Consider the following 18,775-nt stretch of genomic DNA (forward strand, 5'->3'; position numbering starts at 1 on the left):
CTGCAACAACGGGTTGTGCGCGGGGGGTTGACGGGCCGCGTGGGCGTCCCTAGCTTCCGAAATCGATTTCATATCGAGGCGTCGAGGGATGCGGAGGCCCGCCATGACCGTCGACCACGCCGGCAGAACCGGCGCTCACGACTGCCGTCCCGGCACCGGCTGCTGCCCGCCACGGGGCTCCGCCGTGCCGGACGGGCTCAACCGGCGCGGGTTCGTCGCGCTCGGGGCCGCCGCCGCCGTGGCGCTGGGGCTGCCGCCCCGGGGTGCCGTGGCCGTGCCGGCCGAGAAGGGGCTGGACCAGAGGTGGTTCAAGGAACTGGGGCGGCGGGGGGAGGGGACCGCGTACCGCGGGGACGCGCTCCGCAACGTCGGGATGCCCGTGGGCGGGGTGGCGGCCGGGCAGGTCTATCTCGCCGGGGACGGGCGGCTGTGGCTGTGGGAGGTGGACAACCCCGACAGCTTCCCCTACGGCGGCGCCGACTGGCAGGGGCTCCACTACGCCGAACCGCTCCCGGTGACCACGCCGTTCGCCACCGGGTTCGCCCTGCGCTGGAAGTCGGAGAAGGGGACGGGCGGAACCCGGGCGCTCGACGGCACCGGGTTCGGGGACGTGGTCTTCCGCGGGCGCTATCCCGTCGGCACCGTCACCTACGCCGACCCCGCCGTCCCGCTCGCCGTCACCCTCGACGCGTACTCCCCCTTCGTCCCCACCGCCGTCGACGACTCCTCGCTCCCCGTCACCGTTCTCGAGTACGCCCTGCGCAACACCTCCGACCGTCCCCTCGCCGCCGAACTCCTCGGCTTCGCCGAGAACCCCGTGTGCCTGCGCAGCCGCACCGCCCAGCCGGTCACCCTCACCGCCGCCGCCTTCGACGGGGAAGCCGTCGGTGTGCAGTTCGGCGCCCGTCGGGGCACGCTTCCCGAGCCGCCGCGTGAAGAAATCGTTTTCGAAGACTGGGAGCGTACGGACTACGCCCGCTGGACCGCCACCGGCACCGCCTTCGGCACCGGACCCGTCACCGAGGTCGAATGCCCCGACTACTTCAAGCGCTTCGGCGACCTCGGCGTCTCCGGCACCCGCTTCGTCACCTCCCACCACTTCCGCGCCGGCGGCGACGCCGCCGCGGCCGACGGCCATCAGGGCAAGCTCGTCAGCGAGCCGTTCACCATCGAGCGCCGCTACGTCGCCGTCAGCGTCGGCGGCGGCAGCCAGGCCGGCAAGGCGTGCGTCAACGTCGTCGTGGACGGCGCGACCGTCGCCTCCTTCACCGGCCGCAACGCCGAGCCGATGGCCCCACGCGCGTACGACGTCAGCGCCCACGAGGGCAAGCGCGCCACCATCGAGATCGTGGACGAGTCGACCGGCGGCTGGGGCCACCTCAACGTCGACCGCATCCGGTTCACCGACGTCCCCGTGGCCGAGCAGCCCCTCGACGACCTCACCGACCACGGCACCTTCGCGCTCGCCGCCGCCCACCCCGACGCCCGTGTCCGCCCCTCCGTCGCCGACTGGTCCACCCCCGGCGCCCTCTTCGACTCCCCCGACGCCCCCGCGGAAGCGGACGGCGGGCGCGCCCGCTCCGGGGAGGGCCAAGCCGGGACCGTCACCGTCCCCGTACGCCTCGCGCCCGGCGCGACCGCCCGGGTCCGCTTCGTCCTCGCCTGGCACTTCGACCGCGTCGACCGGCAGCTCTTCGGCTACCTCACCGGCGCCGGCTCGCTCCGCCGCCACTACGGCACCCGCTTCGCCGACGCCCGCGCCGCCGCCGCGCACATCGGGCGGCGCGGCGACGAACTCGCCGCCGCCACGCACGACTTCGTCCGCACCTGGTACGAGGACGCGACCCTCCCGCACTGGTTCCTCGAACGGACCCTCGCCCCCGCCTCCACCCTCGCCACCTCCACCGCCCACCGCTTCCAGGACGGCCGCTTCTACGCCTGGGAGGGCCTCTACTGCTGCGACGGCACCTGCACCCACGTGTGGAACTACGCCCAGTCCGCGGCCCGCCTCTTCCCCGCGCTGGAGCGCGACACCCGCGAGCGCGTCGACCTCGGCCTCGCCTTCCACGAGGACACCGGCGCCGTCGACTACCGCGGCGAGGCCGCCCGGCACGTCGCCCACGACGGCCAGTGCGGCAACGTGCTGCGCACGTACCGCGAACACCTCATGGCCCCCGACGCCGCGTTCCTCACCCGCGTCTGGCCGCGCGTCAGGAAGGCCACCGAGTACCTGACACGCGCCGACGCGCTCGACGGCCGCCTGGCGGACGGCGTACTCGAAGGCGAGCAGTACAACACCCTCGACGCCTCCTGGTACGGCGAGATCCCCTGGATCTCCGGCCTCTACGTCGCCGCCCTGCACGCCGCCGCGGCCATGGCCGACGAGATGGCCGACGCCGCCTTCGCCGCCGAGTGCCGCGAGCTGGCCGCGCGCGGCACGAAGGAGCTGGAGGCGCGGATGTGGAACGAGCGCTACGGCTACTTCGAGCACCTCGTCGACCCCGCCCACGCGGACGCCATCAACTCCAACCGCGGCTGCCACATCGACCAGATGTACGGCCAGGCGTACGCCTTCCAGCTCGGCCTGCCGCGCGTCTTCCCCGAGGACAAGGCGCGTACCGCGCTCGCGAACCTCTACCGGCACAACTTCCTGCCCGACGCGCAGTCCTACAAGGAGGTCTCCGGCATCCCCGGCGGCCGGGTGTACTCCACCGCGGGCGAGGCGGGCACCGTCATGTGCACCTGGCCCTTCGGCGGCAGCGACACCGCGCCCGGCACCGGCGAGCCCTTCGCGATCGGTTACTTCAACGAGGTGTGGACCGGGCAGGAGTACCAGTTCGCCGCCCACCTCATGCACGAGGGCATGACCGACGAGGCGCTGGCCGTCACCCGCGCCGTGCACGACCGGCACAGCGCCGAGAAGCGGAACCCGTACAACGAGATCGAGTGCTCCGACCACTACGCGCGCGCCATGATGAGCCACGCCGTCTACCTCGCCGCCACCGGCTTCGACTACCACGGGCCGCGCGGGCGCCTCGGCTTCGCGCCCCGGATGGAGCGCGGCGGGGACTTCGCGGCGGCGTTCGTCACCGCCGCGGGCTGGGGCCTGTACCGCCAGCGCCGCCGGGGCCGCACGCTGACCGCCCGCGCGGAGCTGCGCTACGGGGTGCTGCGGCTGACGTCGCTGGCCGCGCCGGCGCGCGCGGGCGCGCGGGCCGCCACTGCGGAGGTGACCGGGCGGGACGGGCGCCGCCGGCGCGTCACGGTACGCGGGACGGTGGCGGAAGGGGCGCGGACGGCGGCGGAGTTCGCCGAGGAGGTCGTGCTGCGCGCGGGGGAGACGCTGGAGGTGACGTACCGGTGAGGCCGTCGCGTACGGGGACGGGGCCGGCCGGCGCGCCCGGCCCGGCTGCACCGGCCGGCCCGGCTGATCCAGCCGCCCCCGTGACCTTCGCCGCCGTCGGCGGCTTCCTCGGCGCCGGCAAGACCACCACCCTCGCCGCCCTCGCCCGCGAACTGCGCGCCCGCGGGCGGCGGGTGGCGATCGTCGCCAACGACCAGGGCGACGACCTCGTGGACACCCGCCTCGCCGCGGCCGCCGCCGGCTGGGCCGGCGAGGTCACCGGCGGCTGCTTCTGCTGCCGCTTCGAGGACCTGCTCGACGTCGTCACCCGGGCGGTCGGGGAGTACGGCGCGGACACCGTCCTCGCCGAGGCGGTCGGAAGCTGTACGGACCTCAGGGCCACGGTCGTACGGCCGCTGCAGCGGCTGTACGGGGCGCGGTTCCGCGTCGCGCCGCTGCTCACGGTGGTGGACCCGGCCCGCTTCGCGGCCATCGGCCGGGCCGGGGAGGCGGACCTCGCGTACCTCTTCGACCGGCAGCTCGCCGACGCCGACGTGATCGCGCTCAACAAGGCGGACACGACGGACCCGGCGCTGCTGACGGCGGTACGGGCAGCGCTGGCGGCACTGCACCCGACCACGCCGGTGCGGACGTACGCGGCCCGCACCGGCACGGGCGTGCCGGCGCTGGCGGCGATGCTGACGGGCGGAGGCGCGGAGGCCCCTGCGGGGGCGGCGGGCGCGGACACGCCTGCGGGCGTCGATGCGGTTCGGGGCCTGGACGCCCGCGGAGGTCCGGGCGCCCCTGCGGGCCGGGATGCGTCTGCGGGGCCGGACGCGCCCGCGGGGCCGGATGCCCCCGCCGGGCCGGATGCCCCCGCCGGGCCGGACGGCCCCGCGGGCGCCGGCGGCCTCATGTCCCCGAACCCCTCCGCGGGCTCGAACGCCGCCGCGGACCCCGCCCCCGCCGGGCCCGGCGTCGCCGCCGGTCCCGGGCCGGGCGCCGACCGCGACCTCGTCATCGACTACGACCGCTACGCCGCCGCCGAAGCACGCCTCGCCTGGCTCAACCACACCGCCGAGATCCGCGCCGTGCCGCAGGCCCCCGCCGCCGGCTTCTCCTCCGCGCGCTGGGTCGCGGTCCTGCTCGCCGAGCTGACCGCCGGCGTCGCGCTCGTCGGCCACGCCAAGGTCCACCTCACCGCGCCCGACGGGCGTACGACGAAGGCGTCCGCCGTCGGCGACGGCCGGGCGCCGGAGGTCGACTCCGACGGCGGCGCCATGCGCTCGGCGCGGGCGCTGGTCAACGCCCGCCTCGCCTGCCCCGCGGCCGAGCTGGACGCCGCGCTCGCCAGCGCGGTGCGCGCCGCCGACGCCGCGGCGGGCGCGGCCACCACGGCCGCGGCACCGCCCGCCGCGTTCCACCCCGCCTACCCCCGCCCCGTCCACCGCCTCCCGGCCTCCGCACCCCCGCCCTGACGCCCGCGGTGCCCGCGCCGCGGCCCCCGCATGACCGCCGCCGCACCCCTGTTACATCTGCGTGAAATCCGGCGATACACCAGGACCTGCGCGCGTAAACCGCCTGCCCACCGCCCTCCCCGCGACCGCGACACCCGTTTCCTCACCTGTCAAGACCCCCTCCCGTGAGGGCACGGTTGCGCGCGCGTCACTTGTCAACACAGGGTGGAAACCCGCCGTCCCTACGGTCACCCTGAACCAGATCCGCCGCCCCCGAAGGGCCGGCGACCCGCGACGAAGGGCAGGGACGGCTGCGATGACCGGCTCCGGGCAGACCGCGCGCAGGGGGAAGCGCTGGATCGAGGAGTGGGATCCCGAGAACGAGGAGTTCTGGGCGGAGAAGGGCGAGAAGACCGCCAACCGCAACCTCCTCTACTCCGTCTTCTCCGAGCACATCGGCTTCTCCATCTGGACTCTCTTCTCGGTGCTCGTCCTCTTCATGGGCGACGAGTACGGCATCGACGCGGCCGGGAAGTTCTTCCTCGTCTCCGTCGCCACCCTCGTCGGCGCCTGCGTGCGCGTGCCGTACACCTTCGCCGTCGCACGCTTCGGCGGGCGCAACTGGACGGTGTTCAGCGCGCTGATGCTCCTGCTGCCGACCACCGCCGCGTTCGCGGTGATGGAGCCGGGAACGTCGTATGGCACTTTCTTGTTGGTCGCCGCGCTCGCCGGGGTCGGCGGCGGGAACTTCGCCTCGTCGATGACGAACATCAACGCCTTCTTCCCGCTGCACCGCAAGGGCTGGGCCCTCGGCCTCAACGCCGGCGGCGGCAACATCGGGGTGCCCGTCATCCAGCTCGTCGCGCTGCTCGTCATCGCCGTCGCCGGCGACGGCCGGCCGCGGGTGCTGCTGGCGGTGTACATGCCGCTGATCATCGTCGCCGCGACGCTCGCGTGGCTGCGGATGGACAACCTGGCGCCCGTACGGAACGACACCGGGGCGGCGAAGGAGTCGGTCAGGGACGCGCACACGTGGATCATGTCGTTCCTGTACGTGGGCACCTTCGGCTCGTTCATCGGCTACAGCTTCGCCTTCGGGCTCGTGCTGCAGACCCAGTTCGACCGCACCCCGCTGCAGGCCGCGGCCGTCACGTTCATCGGGCCGCTGCTCGGCTCGGTGATCCGGCCGGTCGGCGGGTGGCTGGCCGACCGGTACGGCGGGGCGCGGATCACGCTGTGGAACTTCGCCGCGATGGCCGGCGCGACGGCCGTCGTCGTCTTCGCCTCCGTACGCGAGTCGCTGCCGGTGTACCTGGTCGGCTTCGTCGCGCTGTTCCTCTTCTCCGGGCTCGGCAACGGCTCCACGTACAAGATGATCCCCGGCATCTACCAGGCCAAGGCCTTCGCCATGGGGCTGCGGGGCGAGCAGGCGAACACGTACGCGCGGCGGCTGTCCGGCGCCGCGATCGGGCTCATCGGGGCGGTCGGCGCGCTCGGCGGCCTCGGCATCAACCTCGCGTTCCGGCAGTCCTTCCTCGCCAACGGCAACGGCACGGCCGCCTGCGTGGCCTTCCTCGTCTTCTACGCTGTGTGCTTCGTGGTGACCTGGGCCGTGTACCTGCGCGGGCCGCGCACGCGCGCGGCCCGCGCGGACGGCGCGGACGACCCGGAACCCCGGCAGCCCGCGTACGCCGGGGTGTGAGCGGAACGCCACAAACGGCACAGAACGGCACGAACGGCACCGACCGGGGAGCAGCGAACCATGACCGTAACCGCCGGGGTCAAACCCCTGGAGGGCTTCTCCGTCGGAGTCACGGCCGCCCGCCGCGCGGACGAGCTGAGCACCCTGCTGGAGCGGCGCGGCGCGGTCGTGCAGCGCGCGCCCGCGCTGCGGATCGTGCCCCTGCACGACGACGACGAACTGCTCCACACCACCCGCGCGCTCATCGACGACCCGCCGGACGTCGTCGTCGCCACCACCGCCATCGGCTTCCGCGGCTGGGTCGAGGCCGCCGGCGGCTGGGGCCTCGGCGAGGCGCTGCTCGACAAGCTCGCGGGCGTGGAGCTGCTGGCGCGCGGCCCGAAGGTGCGGGGCGCGATCCGGGCCGCGGGGCTGACCGAGTCGTGGTCGCCGGCGTCGGAGTCGATGGCGGAGGTGCTGGAGCGGCTGCTCGCGGAGGGCGCCGAGGGGCGGCGGGTGGTGCTGCAACAGCACGGCGAGCCGCTGCCGGGGTTCGTCGAGTCGCTCCGCGTCGCGGGGGCGGAGGTCATCGTGGTGCCGGTCTACCGGTGGATGCCGCCGGAGGACCCGGCGCCGCTGGACCGGCTGCTGGAGGCGGTCGTCGTCCGCGGCGTCGACGCGGTGACGTTCACCAGCGCCCCGGCCGCCGCGAGCTTCCTGGACCGGGCGGCGGCCCGGCGCTGCCGCGACGAGGTCCTCGACGCCCTGCGCCACGACGTGCTGCCCGCCTGCGTCGGACCGCTCACGGCGCTGCCGCTGGAGCGGCACGACGTGCCGACCTTCCAGCCGGAGCGCTACCGCCTCGGGCCGCTCGTCCAGCTCGTCGCCCTCGAACTGCCCGGCCGCGTACGGCCGCTGCCGGTCGCCGGCCACCGCATGGAGATCCGCGGCCACGCCGTGATCATCGACGGCGGGCTGCGCGCGGTGCCGCCGGCGGGCATGGCGCTGCTGCGGGCCCTGGCCCACCGGCCGGGCTGGGTCGTCTCCCGCGCGGAACTGCTGCGCGCGCTGCCGGGCGCGGGCAGCGACGAGCACGCGGTGGAGACGGCGATGACCCGGCTGCGTACGGCACTGGGCGTGCCGAAGCTCATCCAGACCGTCGTCAAACGCGGCTACCGGCTGTCCCTGGACCCGCCCACGGACGACAAGTACGCCGAAGGGTAGGCACCGCCGCGTATCCGCGGGTGCGCCGCTTTGAACGCTCCGGCAGCGCTCTCCGTACTCCTCGACCCGGAGGTGAGGAATGCGGGACGATGCCGTGGTGGCAGCGCAGCGCTCGAAGCCGACTCCCGACGAGGAGTTGATGCGGGTCCTCTACCGCGAGCACGCGGGCCCGCTGTTCGGCTTCGTCCTGCGCCTGGTCGCCGGGGACCGGCACCGGGCGGAGGACGTCGTGCAGGAGACGCTGCTGCGCGCCTGGCGGCACGCCGACGAGCTGGCCGCCGCCGACGGCTCGGTGCGGCCCTGGCTCGTCACCGTGGCCCGCCGGATAGTGATCGACGGGCACCGCAGCCGGCAGGCGCGCCCGCGCGAGACCGACCCCGCGCCGCTGGAGAGCGTCCCGGCCGCCGACGACACCGACCGGGTGCTGCGGCTGATGACGATCTCCGACGCGCTCGCCGACCTGACGCCCGCCCACCGCGCCGCGCTGGTGGAGACGTACTTCAGGGGCCGGACGGCGAACGAGGCGGCCGAGGTGCTGGGCGTACCGGCGGGAACGGTGCGCTCCCGGGTGTTCTACGCGCTGCGCTCGCTGCGGTTGTCCCTGGAGGAACGGGGAGTGGTGCCGTGACCGAGCAACGGCATCCGGACGTCGGCGCGTACGCGATCGGCGCGCTGGAGCACGACGAGGCGGAGCGGTTCGAGGAGCATCTCGCCGGCTGCGAGCGGTGCGCCGCCGCGCTGGCGGAGCTGGTCCCGGTCGCCGACATGCTGGCCGACGTGCCGCCGCCGCAGGAGCAGGAGCCGCCGCCCGGCGCGCTCGACCGGCTGCTGGCGGAGCTGACCGCGGTACGGGCCCGGCAGCGCCGGGTGCGCCGGAAGCTGGTCGTCGCGGTGGCGGCGGCGGCCGTGGTGGCGGTCGCGGCGCCGGTGGTGACGGCGGTGGTGCTGACCGGTGACGAGCCGGCGGAGCAGCGGCAGGAGGACGTCGCGGGGCAGGAGGTCAGGGCCGTGGACCCGGAGACGGGTGTGGAGGCCAGGATCGGCATGCGCCCGGTGACCTGGGGGACGAGCGTGGACCTGGATCTGCGCGGGGTGACGGGCCCGCGCCGCTGCGACCTCCAGGCCGTGGGCAAGGACGGCTCGCACGAGACCGTGACGAGCTGGGGTGTCCCGGCGGACGGCTACGGCGCCGGGACCGGCAGAAACGCGGGCGCCAGCGGCCAGGGCGGCGGGAACAGCCTGCGGACCTCCGGGGGGACGAGCATGTCGCCGGACGACATCGACCACTTCGAGGTGGTCACGTCGGACGGCGACCGCCTGGTGGTCGTCCCGACGGACGCCGGCTGAGGGCGGCGGACCGGCCGCCCCCGCCCCGCCGTCTCCGCCCCGCCGCCCTGCCTGCACCCGGCCACTCCGCCCCGCTGCCGGCTCCGTCACGCCCGCACACCCCCGCCGACCTGGGCTGACCTCTGCTCGCCTGTGCGCGAGAGGTAAGATGAACGGCTGCCTTGTCCGCACGAAGGGGGCCGCGGGTGACCGCGCACATCACCGCCCCGGACTCCGTCCGGGACCGCGAGATCCAGGCCGAGCAGGACCACCTGGACCGCGTGTACGACCGCCTTGAGGAGAAGATCCACGAGGCGGAGTTCCTCATGAGCGACGCCGCCAAGCGCGGCCAGGTCGGCACCCCCGGCGCGCTCGCCGAGCGCGACGCGCAGGTCTTCCGCGCCGGCGTCCATCTCAACCGGCTGAACAGCGAGTTCGAGGACTTCCTCTTCGGCCGCATCGACCTCCTGCCCGGCAAGGACGGCGTCCGCGGCCCTGACGGCGCGTACACCTCCGTCGAGCCCGCCGACGACGCCGTGGAGGGCGGCACAGCCGACACGGACGGCACGGGCACCGCCACCGGCACCGACACCGGCGGCGGCGGGCCACGCGCGCGGATCGCCGAGACGCTGCACATCGGCCGCCTCGGCGTCCTCGACGCCGACTACGCCCCGCTGGTCATCGACTGGCGTGCCCCCGCCGCCGCGCCGTTCTACCGCGCCACCCCCGTCGCGCCCGGCCGGGTCGTCCGCCGGCGCGTGATCCGCTCCAAGGGCCGCCGGGTGCTCGGCGTCGAGGACGACCTGCTGCGGCCGGAGCTGTCGGTGACGCTGGCCGGCGCCGCGCTGCCGGTCGTCGGCGACGGCGCGCTGATGGCGGCGCTCGGCCGGGCCCGTACGCACGCGATGCGCGACATCGTCTCCTCCATCCAGGCCGAGCAGGACACCGTCATCCGCGCGCCCGCCGCGTCCGTCACGGAGGTGGAGGGCGGGCCGGGCACCGGCAAGACGGCGGTGGCGCTGCACCGCGCCGCGTACCTGCTCTACCAGGACCGGCGGCGGTACGCGGGCGGGATCCTCGTCGTCAGCCCGACGCCGCTGCTCGTGGCGTACACCGAGGGCGTGCTGCCGTCGCTGGGCGAGGAGGGGCAGGTCGCGATCCGGGCGGTGGGCTCGCTCGTCGAGGGCGCCGAGGCGGCTCTCTACGACGAGCCCGCGGTGGCCCGGGTCAAGGGGTCGGCGCGGATGGTGCGGGTGCTGCGCCGGGCGGCGCGCGGGGCGCTGACGGCGGGCGACGTGCCGCAGCGGCTGCGGGTGGTCGCGTTCGGCGCCCGGGTGGAGCTGGACGCGCGGGAGCTGCGGCGCGTACGGCAGGCGGTCCTGGGCGGTACGGCGCCGGTCAACCTGCTGCGGGCCAGGGCCCGCCGGTTCCTGCTGGACGCGCTGTGGCAGAAGTCCGGCTCCCGGCCGCGCTACGACGATCCGGAGCTGGCCGCGGAGGCGCGGGCGGCGTTCGACGAGGACATCGCGACCGAGGACGACTTCCTCGCCTTTCTCGACGCCTGGTGGCCGGAGTTGACGCCGCGCGCGGTGCTCGCGTCGCTCGCCGACGAGCGGCGGCTCGCGGGCTTCGCCCGGCGCGTGCTGAATCCGGCGGAGGTCCGCGGCCTGGCCCGCTCGCTGGCCCGCGACGGGCTGACCGTGCACGACGTGGCGCTGCTGGACGAGCTCCAGGTGCTCCTCGGCGCGCCCGCGCGGCCGGCCAGGAAGCGGGAGCAGGACCCGCTGGACCAGTTGACGGGCCTGGAGGAGCTGACGACGTACGCGGAGCGCACCGCGCCGGCGGTGCGCCGCCGCGACGAGGAGCGGCAGGAGTACGCGCACGTCATCGTCGACGAGGCGCAGGACCTCACCCCCATGCAGTGGCGGATGGTGGGCCGCCGCGGCCGGCACGCGACGTGGACGGTCGTCGGCGACCCGGCGCAGAGCTCGTGGCCGGACCCGGAGGAGGCCGCCGCGGCCCGCGCGGAGGCGCTGGGCACCCGCCCCCGGCGCCGCTTCACCCTGACCGTCAACTACCGCAACCCGGCGGAGATCGCCGAGGTCGCCTCCCGGGTGCTGGCGCTGGCGATGCCCGGCACCGAGCCGCCGGAGGCGGTGCGGTCGACCGGAGTGGTGCCGGCGTTCGCCGTGGCCGGCGCGGATCCGTACGACACGGTGCGCGGGGAGGTCGGCCGGCTGCTGGCGGACGTGGACGGCACGGTGGGCGTGGTGGTGCCGATGGGCCGCCGCGACGAGGCCCGCGGGCGGCTGGCGGACCTCGGCGAGCGGGTGGTGGTGCTGGGCAGCCTGGAGGCCAAGGGGCTGGAGTACGACGCGACGGTGGTGCTCTCGCCGGCGGAGATGGCGGACGAGTCGCCGGCGGGCCTGCGGGTGCTGTACGTGGCACTGACCCGCGCGACGCAGCGGCTGACGGTCGTCGCCGCGCCGCCGGACCTGCCCGACGCCGACGGCGTCCCGGACCTGCTGCGCGCGTAGGTCCCGGCGACCGCGGGGAGCCGGGGGGCCGCCGAGACGGGAATGGCCTTACGGGGACGGTTTGTTAGCCTGGCAAGTGGCACCGGCCCGATCCATGCCCCCGGGCCCAACCATCGGCGCTTCGAGCGCCCACTTGCCGCGAGGCGAGCTGGCGGGTCGGTGCCACCAGGCTTCTCCGGGCCGGGTGTGCGGCAGTGCCGCGCACCCGGCCCGCGGTCTTTCCGGAGCCGCGTGTGCGTCCGGGAGCCGCGCGTTGCCCGCCGTCCCGTGCTGTGGAAAAGTGATTCCGCTTCCCGGAGGGTTTCCGGATACCGCCCGGTAGGTGCGACCATCAAACCGATCCGCAGCGGGGCGTGTCGCGCCCCGTGGCTTCACCACACAAGAGGGAACACACGGCCATGGCAACGGCGCCAAGCGTCTCCTACTCGAACACGGTCCGGCTTGAGGTGCCCGCGGGGGGCAACGCCGTCAGCCAGCTCACCTCCGCCGTGGAGTCCTCCGGCGGCAGCGTCACCGGCCTCGACGTCACCGCCTCCGGCCACGAGCGGCTGCGCATCGACGTCACCATCGCCGCCGCCTCCACCGACCACGCGCGCTCCATCGTCGAGAAGCTGCGCGGCATCGAGGGCGTCAGCGTCGGCAAGGTCTCCGACCGTACGTTCCTGATGCACCTCGGCGGCAAGATCGAGATGCAGTCCAAGCACCCGATCCGCAACCGCGACGACCTGTCGATGATCTACACCCCCGGCGTCGCCCGCGTCTGCCTGCAGATCGCCGAGAACCCCGAGGACGCGCGCCGGCTGACCATCAAGCGCAACAGCGTCGCCGTCGTCACCGACGGCTCCGCCGTCCTGGGCCTGGGCAACATCGGCCCCAAGGCCGCGCTGCCGGTGATGGAGGGCAAGGCCGCGCTGTTCAAGCGCTTCGCCGGCATCGACGCCTGGCCGCTGTGCCTGGACACCCAGGACACCGACGCGATCGTGGAGATCGTCAAGTCCATCGCCCCCGGCTTCGCCGGCATCAACCTGGAGGACATCTCCGCGCCCCGCTGCTTCGAGATCGAGGCGCGGCTGCGCGAGGCGCTGGACATCCCGGTCTTCCACGACGACCAGCACGGCACCGCCATCGTCGTGCTCGCCGCGCTCACCAACGCGCTGCGGGTGGTCGGCAAGGAGCTGGCCGACGTGCGCGTGGTGATGTCCGGGGCCGGCGCCGCCGGCACGGCGATCCTCAAGCTTCTGATCGACGCCGGCGCCAAACACGCCGTCGTCGCCGACATCAACGGCGTCGTCCACTCCGGCCGCGCCGACCTGGTGGACTCCGCGCCCGGCACCGCGCTGCACTGGATCGCCGAGAACACCAACCGCGACGGCCTCACCGGCACGCTCAAGGACGCCGTGCGCGGCGCGGACGTGTTCATCGGTGTCTCCGCCCCCGACGTCATCGACGGCGACGACGTGGCCGCCATGGCGCCCGACGCGATCGTCTTCGCGCTGGCCAACCCCGACCCCGAGGTGGACCCGGCCGCCGCCCGCGAGCACGCCGCCGTCGTCGCCACCGGGCGCAGCGACTTCCCGAACCAGATCAACAACGTGCTCGTCTTCCCCGGCGTCTTCCGCGGCCTGCTCGACGCGCACTCGCGGACCGTCAACTCCGTGATGATGATCGCCGCGGCCCGCGCCATCGCCGACGTCGTGCACGCGGACGAGCTGAACCCGAACTACATCGTCCCGAGCGTCTTCAACGACCGGGTGGCCCCCACGGTCGCCGACGCGGTCCGCGACGCCGCCCAGGCGGCGGGCGTCACGGAGCCCCCGACCAGCGGACCGTAACCGCCCCTGTACGCCGCGTGGGAACGGGCCCGGCCCCGGCGCGTCGGCTGGCTTTCGGACCGTGCGTACGTCATAAGTGTGCGGATGGACGGGCTGCGGTGTACGACGCGCCAGGGCGCCGGATTGGCGTTTCCGCCGCAGGTGAGGGCAGGATGCGTAGTCGGGCGCGAGGCGCTGTCACGGGACCCGGTTACGGGGACTGTCAGCGGGTCCTGGCAGCATCGGCTTTGATCTCACGCCTCAATGGCAAGAAAACACGGGAGACAGATATGAACCGCAGTGAGCTGGTGGCCGCGATCGCAGAACGCGCCGAGGTGACCCGCAAGGACGCCGACGCCGTCGTGGCCGCCCTCGCCGAGGTCGCCGGGGAGGTCGTCAGCAAGGGCGACGAGAGGATCACCATCCCCGGCTTCCTGACCTTCGAGCGCACGCACCGCAAGGCGCGCTCCGCCCGCAACCCGCAGACCGGCGAGCCGATCCAGATTCCCGCTGGCTACAGCGTGAAGGTCACGGCCGGCTCGAAGCTCAAGGAAGCGGCGAAGGGCAAGTAAGGCCCGCAGACCGAAGGAGGGCGGCCGAACCCCGGCAGGGGCGGCCGCCCTTCGCCTGTCCCGGCCGCCCTCCGCCTGTGCCGCTTGTACGGGCCCGTACGGCCCGTGCGCGCCCGCCGGTGCTCAGCCGGCCGCGGCGGCGACGGCCGGGACCTCCGGCAGCTCGGCGCGCGCGCCGAGGTCCGCGAGCTTCTGCAGGAAGTTCTCGTAGCCGCGGTTGATCAGGTCGATGCCGTGCACCCGCGAGGTGCCCTGGGCCGCCAGTGCCGCGATGAGGTACGAGAAGCCGCCGCGCAGGTCCGGGATGACCAGGTCGGCGCCCTCCAGCTTCGTGGGTCCCGACACGACCGCGGAGTGCAGGAAGTTGTGCTGCCCGAAGCGGCAGGGCGTGCCGCCCAGGCACTCGCGGTAGAGCTGGATGTGCGCGCCCATCTGGTTCAGCGCCGAGGTGAAGCCGAGACGCGACTCGTAGACCGTCTCGTGCACGATCGACAGCCCCGATGCCTGCGTCAGGGCGACGACCAGCGGCTGCTGCCAGTCGGTCTGGAAGCCCGGGTGGACGTCGGTCTCCAGCGCGATGGCGTTCAGCGGGCCGCCGGGGTGCCAGAAGCGGATGCCGTCGTCGCCGATGTCGAAGGCGCCGCCGACCTTGCGGAAGGTGTTGAGGAACGTCATCATCGAGCGCTGCTGCGCGCCGCGTACGAAGATGTCGCCCTCGGTCGCGAGCGCCGCGGACGCCCAGGAGGCGGCCTCCAGCCGGTCCGGCAGGGCGCGGTGGGTGTAGCCGCCGAGCTTGTCGACGCCGGTGATACGGATGGTCCTGTCGGTGTCCATCGCGATGATCGCGCCCATCTTCTGCAGGACGCAGATGAGGTCCTCGATCTCCGGCTCGACGGCAGCGTTGGACAGCTCGGTGACGCCCTCCGCCAGCACCGCCGTCAGCAGCACCTGCTCGGTGGCCCCGACCGACGGGTAGGGCAGCCGGATCTTCGTGCCGCGCAGCCGCTGCGGCGCCTCCAGGTACTGCCCGTCCGCGCGCTTGTCGATCCGGGCGCCGAACTGGCGCAGCACGTCGAAGTGGAAGTCGATGGGCCGGCCGCCGATGTCGCAGCCGCCGAGGCCGGGGATGAAGGCGTGGCCGAGGCGGTGCAGGAGCGGGCCGCAGAAGAGGATCGGGATCCGGGACGAGCCCGCGTGCGCGTCGATGTCCGCGACGTGTGCGCTCTCGACGTGCGTCGGGTCCAGCACCAGCTCGCCGGGCTCCTCGCCGGGGCCCACGGTCACGCCGTGGAGCTGCAGCAGGCCGCGCACCACCCGCACGTCGCGGATGTCCGGGACGTTGCGCAGCCGGCTGGGGGAGCTGCCGAGCAGCGCGGCCACCATCGCCTTGGGCACGAGGTTCTTGGCCCCGCGGACGTGGATTTCGCCCCTGAGGGGCGTACCGCCGTGGACGAGAAGGACATCGGCGCTGTCAGGAGCTGTCATGAGGCTCGCGATCCTGGAGACGGGCTGGGACAGACAGAAATGCTAATGCCCCGCCTACCCCCGTTCCCCGGGTCGGGTCGGGCCGGGGAACGTCATGAATTCGCTACAGAACCGGAACGGCGCCTTCGGGGGACTCTGCGTACGGCACGTGGGTACGCGGGGTGACCGCGCGGCGCGGTGCGGCACGGCGTGCGGGTGCGCGTGGTGACCGGCGGGGGCGTGGGGGAGTGCGGGTCGGGGGCGGTGTGGGCCAAGGCGCGGGTCCGCGGGTACGGGACCGCGCAGCGTGGCGACCGGCCGGGGCCCAGGGGTGTGGCGCCCCCGGGGAGCGCGCGCGCTGCCGGGCCCCGCACAACCGCCGGGGGTCCGGGGCGTGGCGCCCCCGGGGGTCGCGCCCCGCGCGCGCTCGTGCGCGCCCCGCAGGGCGTCGCGTGCGGACCCGGTGGGCCGGGAGAGGCGCCCGGGCCGGGGCGCGCGGCGCGCGGGTGCGCGCATTGCCGTATTCCTGAGACGTCCGCTCCCCACACGCCCGTAACTGCGGGATCATGTCCGCATGACGGAGGTGTCATCCCTCACGGGCCGGTTGCTGGTCGCGACGCCGGCCCTGACCGATCCGAACTTCACCCGCACCGTGGTGCTCCTGCTCGACCACGACGAGGAGGGGTCGCTCGGCGTCGTGCTCAACCGCCCGACGCCCGTCGGCGTGAGCGACGTGCTGCGGGACTGGGCCGACCTCGCCGGCGACCCCGGTGTGGTCTTCCAGGGCGGGCCGGTCTCCCTCGACTCCGCGCTCGGCCTCGCGGTGGTCCCCGGCGACCAGGGCGGCGGATCCAGCGGAGAGGGGCCGCTCGGCTGGCGCCGGGTGCACGGGGCCATCGGGCTGGTCGACCTGGACGCGCCGCCGGAGCTGCTGGCGGCGGAGCTGGGCACGCTGCGGATCTTCGCGGGGTACGCGGGGTGGGGCCCCGGGCAGTTGGAGGAGGAGCTGGACGACGGCGCGTGGTACGTCGTGGAGTCCGAGCCCGGGGACGTGTCCTCGCCTGCGCCGGAGGGGCTGTGGCGGGCGGTGCTGCGGCGGCAGCGCGGCGAGCTCGCCATGGTCGCGACATATCCGGACGACCCGAGCCTGAACTGATCCGCGCCGCCGTCGGTACCCTTGGCCACCATGAGCACTCCTCTCCCCGAGCCCGAACGCGGAACCGGCACCGGCACCCTCGTCGAACCGACGCCGGAGGTGTCGCACGGCGACGGCGACCACGAGCGCTTCGCCCACTACGTCCAGAAGGACAAGATCATGGCCAGCGCGCTCGACGGCACGCCCGTCGTGGCGCTCTGCGGCAAGGTGTGGGTCCCGGGGCGCGATCCGAAGAAGTACCCCGTCTGCCCCATGTGCAAGGAGATCTACGAGTCCATGGGCGCCGGCGGCGGCAAGGACCGCGACAAGGACGGCGGCAAGAAGAAGTAGCGGCACTCGGCCACGGTCCCCGGTCCCCGGACCGCGCCGGCGGCGCCCGCGGCGACGCGGGGCCCGTACCCCCGCCCGCGTCGCGTACGCCCCGTGTGCGGGCCGGGCTGCCCGCGTACGGGGCCGTCCGGGCGGCCCGATCCGCGGACGGAATGGTCTAGTCCAAATCGCCGTCCTGGGGCAGGATGAGTTCATGGATCTCATCCCCGCGCCACGCAGCGCCGCCCGCACCAGCGACACCGCGACCTTCGCCCTGGGCCAGGGCACCGTCCTCGCCGCAGGCGCCGGGGCCGACGACGTCGCCCGGTGGCTGCGCGCCCAGCTCGGCGCGGCCACCGGGCTGCCGCTCGCCCCGGGAGACCCGGACGACGGCACCCTCACCGACGCCGTACGCCTCGCCGTCGACCCCGCGCTCGCCCTCGCCGGCGGCCCCGCGGGCGGCCCGGTGGGTACGGCGGGCCCCGAGGCGTACCGGCTGGAGATCGGCCCCGACGGCGTCCGCCTCACCGGCGGCGGCCCCGCCGGGCTGTTCTGGGGCGCGCAGACCCTGCGCCAGCTCCTCGGCCCCCGGGCGTACCGCACCGCCCCCCTCGGCGAGCACGCCTGGGAACTGCCCCACTGCCGCGTCGAGGACGCCCCGCGGTTCGGCTGGCGCGGCTTCATGCTCGACGTCAGCCGGCACTTCCTCACCAAGCGCGAAGTGCTGCGCCACCTCGACCTGATGGCCGCGCACAAGCTCAACGTGCTGCACTTCCACCTCACCGACGACCAGGGCTGGCGCATCGAGATCAAGCGCCACCCCAAGCTCGCCGAGGACGCCTCCTGGCGTCCGCGCACCAAGGTCGGCCACCGCGCCTCCGACATCTGGGACGAGCGCCCGCACGGCGGCTTCTACACCCAGGACGACATCCGCGAGATCGTCGCGTACGCCGCCGCCCGGCACATCACCGTCGTCCCCGAGGTCGACATCCCCGGCCACTCCCAGGCCGCCATCCACGCCTACCCCTGGCTCGGCAACACCGACGTCGTCGACACCGAGGCGCTCGGCGTCTGGTGCGAGTGGGGCGTCTCGGAGAACGTCCTCGCGCCCACCGAGGAGGTGCTGCGCTTCTACGAGGGCGTCTTCGAGGAGGTGCTCGACCTCTTCCCGTCCACGTTCGTCCACGTCGGTGGCGACGAGTGCCCCAAGCACCAGTGGAAGTCCTCGCCGGCCGCCCAGGCCCGTATCCGCGAACTCGGCCTCGCCGACGAGGACGAGCTGCAGTCGTGGTTCATCCGGCACTTCGACCGCTGGCTCGCCGACCGCGGCCGGCGCCTCATCGGCTGGGACGAGATCCTTGAGGGCGGCCTCGCCGACGGCGCCACCGTCTCCTCCTGGCGCGGCTACGCCGGCGGCATCGCCGCGGCGCGGGCGGGCCACGACGTCGTCATGTGCCCGGAGCAGCAGGTCTACCTCAACTACCGCGAATCGGGCGCCCCGGACGAGCCCGTACCGATCGCCCAGGTGCGCACGCTGGAGGACTTCTACCGCTTCGAGCCCGTACCGCCGCAGCTCGACGGCGACGCGGCGGCGCGCGTCATCGGCACCCAGGCCAACGTCTGGAGCGAGGTGCTGGAGAGCCCGCAGCGCTTCGACTACCAGGTCTACCCGCGGCTCGCGGCCTTCGCCGAGGTCGCCTGGTCCGCCCTGCCGCCGTCCGCGGAGCGGGACTTCGCCGGGTTCGCGGCCCGCATGGAGGAGCACTACGGGCGCCTCGACGCCCTCGGCGTCGACTACCGCCCGCCCGGCGGCCCGCGGCCGTGGCAGCGGCGCCCCGGGGTGCTCGGACGCCCGATCGAAGGGCCGCCCCCGATCGTGTGACCCGGACGGCTGC

The 18,775-nt window shown here is 74.5% G+C and carries 13 protein-coding genes; 12 read left to right on the top strand and 1 reads right to left on the bottom strand.

All coding sequences use genetic code 11. The annotated features are described in order from the left end of the window. The first annotated feature begins 103 nt into the window (after positions 1–103). The 9 genes from O7599_RS26075 (at position 104) to O7599_RS26115 (ending at position 13,951) form a co-directional block, all read left to right on the top strand. Positions 104–3,364, top strand: coding sequence for a GH116 family glycosyl hydrolase (locus tag O7599_RS26075; protein ID WP_281618048.1), 3,261 nt, complete (start codon positions 104–106; stop codon positions 3,362–3,364). Positions 3,365–3,444: 80 nt separating this feature from the next. Continuing rightward, positions 3,445–4,821, top strand: a complete 1,377-nt coding sequence (locus O7599_RS26080; protein WP_281618049.1) for a GTP-binding protein — start codon at positions 3,445–3,447, stop codon at positions 4,819–4,821. A 295-nt stretch (positions 4,822–5,116) separates the two neighbouring features. Further along, complete coding sequence (locus tag O7599_RS26085) at positions 5,117–6,502, top strand: nitrate/nitrite transporter (RefSeq protein ID WP_281618050.1); 1,386 nt, start codon at positions 5,117–5,119, stop codon at positions 6,500–6,502. A 60-nt stretch (positions 6,503–6,562) separates the two neighbouring features. Further along, the gene (locus O7599_RS26090) at positions 6,563–7,705 is read left to right on the top strand and encodes a uroporphyrinogen-III synthase (protein ID WP_281618051.1); all 1,143 of its coding nucleotides are present in this window, start codon (positions 6,563–6,565) and stop codon (positions 7,703–7,705) included. Between the two features lie 79 nt (positions 7,706–7,784). Next, a complete protein-coding gene (locus tag O7599_RS26095) occupies positions 7,785–8,333 on the top strand; it encodes a sigma-70 family RNA polymerase sigma factor (protein ID WP_027741680.1) in 549 nt (182 codons plus the stop codon). Beyond that, positions 8,330–9,052: a zf-HC2 domain-containing protein gene (locus O7599_RS26100; RefSeq protein ID WP_281618052.1), complete on the top strand. Its 723-nt coding sequence runs from the start codon at positions 8,330–8,332 to the stop codon at positions 9,050–9,052. The genes O7599_RS26095 and O7599_RS26100 overlap by 4 nt, the downstream gene beginning before the upstream one ends. A gap of 185 nt (positions 9,053–9,237) precedes the next feature. Then, the gene (locus tag O7599_RS26105; RefSeq protein WP_281618053.1) at positions 9,238–11,568 is read left to right on the top strand and encodes a UvrD-helicase domain-containing protein; all 2,331 of its coding nucleotides are present in this window, start codon (positions 9,238–9,240) and stop codon (positions 11,566–11,568) included. Positions 11,569–11,966: 398 nt separating this feature from the next. Then, positions 11,967–13,400, top strand: a complete 1,434-nt coding sequence (locus O7599_RS26110) for an NAD-dependent malic enzyme (RefSeq protein ID WP_281618054.1) — start codon at positions 11,967–11,969, stop codon at positions 13,398–13,400. A gap of 269 nt (positions 13,401–13,669) precedes the next feature. Continuing rightward, complete coding sequence (locus O7599_RS26115; RefSeq protein ID WP_027741684.1) at positions 13,670–13,951, top strand: HU family DNA-binding protein; 282 nt, start codon at positions 13,670–13,672, stop codon at positions 13,949–13,951. 123 nt (positions 13,952–14,074) lie between these two features. Here O7599_RS26115 and murA read toward each other — a convergent pair whose 3' ends face one another. Next, on the bottom strand, positions 14,075–15,436 hold the full coding sequence (gene murA, locus O7599_RS26120; protein WP_281618055.1) for a UDP-N-acetylglucosamine 1-carboxyvinyltransferase: 1,362 nt from the start codon (positions 15,434–15,436) through the stop codon (positions 14,075–14,077). Positions 15,437–15,989: 553 nt separating this feature from the next. Between murA and O7599_RS26125 the strand changes: the two genes are divergently transcribed. The 3 genes from O7599_RS26125 (at position 15,990) to O7599_RS26135 (ending at position 18,762) form a co-directional block, all read left to right on the top strand. Next, positions 15,990–16,571, top strand: coding sequence for a YqgE/AlgH family protein (locus O7599_RS26125; RefSeq protein WP_281618056.1), 582 nt, complete (start codon positions 15,990–15,992; stop codon positions 16,569–16,571). Positions 16,572–16,601: 30 nt separating this feature from the next. Then, positions 16,602–16,901 (top strand): DUF3039 domain-containing protein, encoded by a 300-nt coding sequence (locus O7599_RS26130; protein WP_281618057.1) that lies wholly within the window; start codon positions 16,602–16,604, stop codon positions 16,899–16,901. A gap of 193 nt (positions 16,902–17,094) precedes the next feature. After that, positions 17,095–18,762, top strand: coding sequence for a beta-N-acetylhexosaminidase (locus O7599_RS26135; RefSeq protein WP_281618058.1), 1,668 nt, complete (start codon positions 17,095–17,097; stop codon positions 18,760–18,762). The last annotated feature ends 13 nt before the right edge of the window (positions 18,763–18,775 follow it).

Origin of the sequence: Streptomyces sp. WMMC500, from assembly GCF_027497195.1 — a bacterium.
GTDB lineage: Bacteria > Actinomycetota > Actinomycetes > Streptomycetales > Streptomycetaceae > Streptomyces.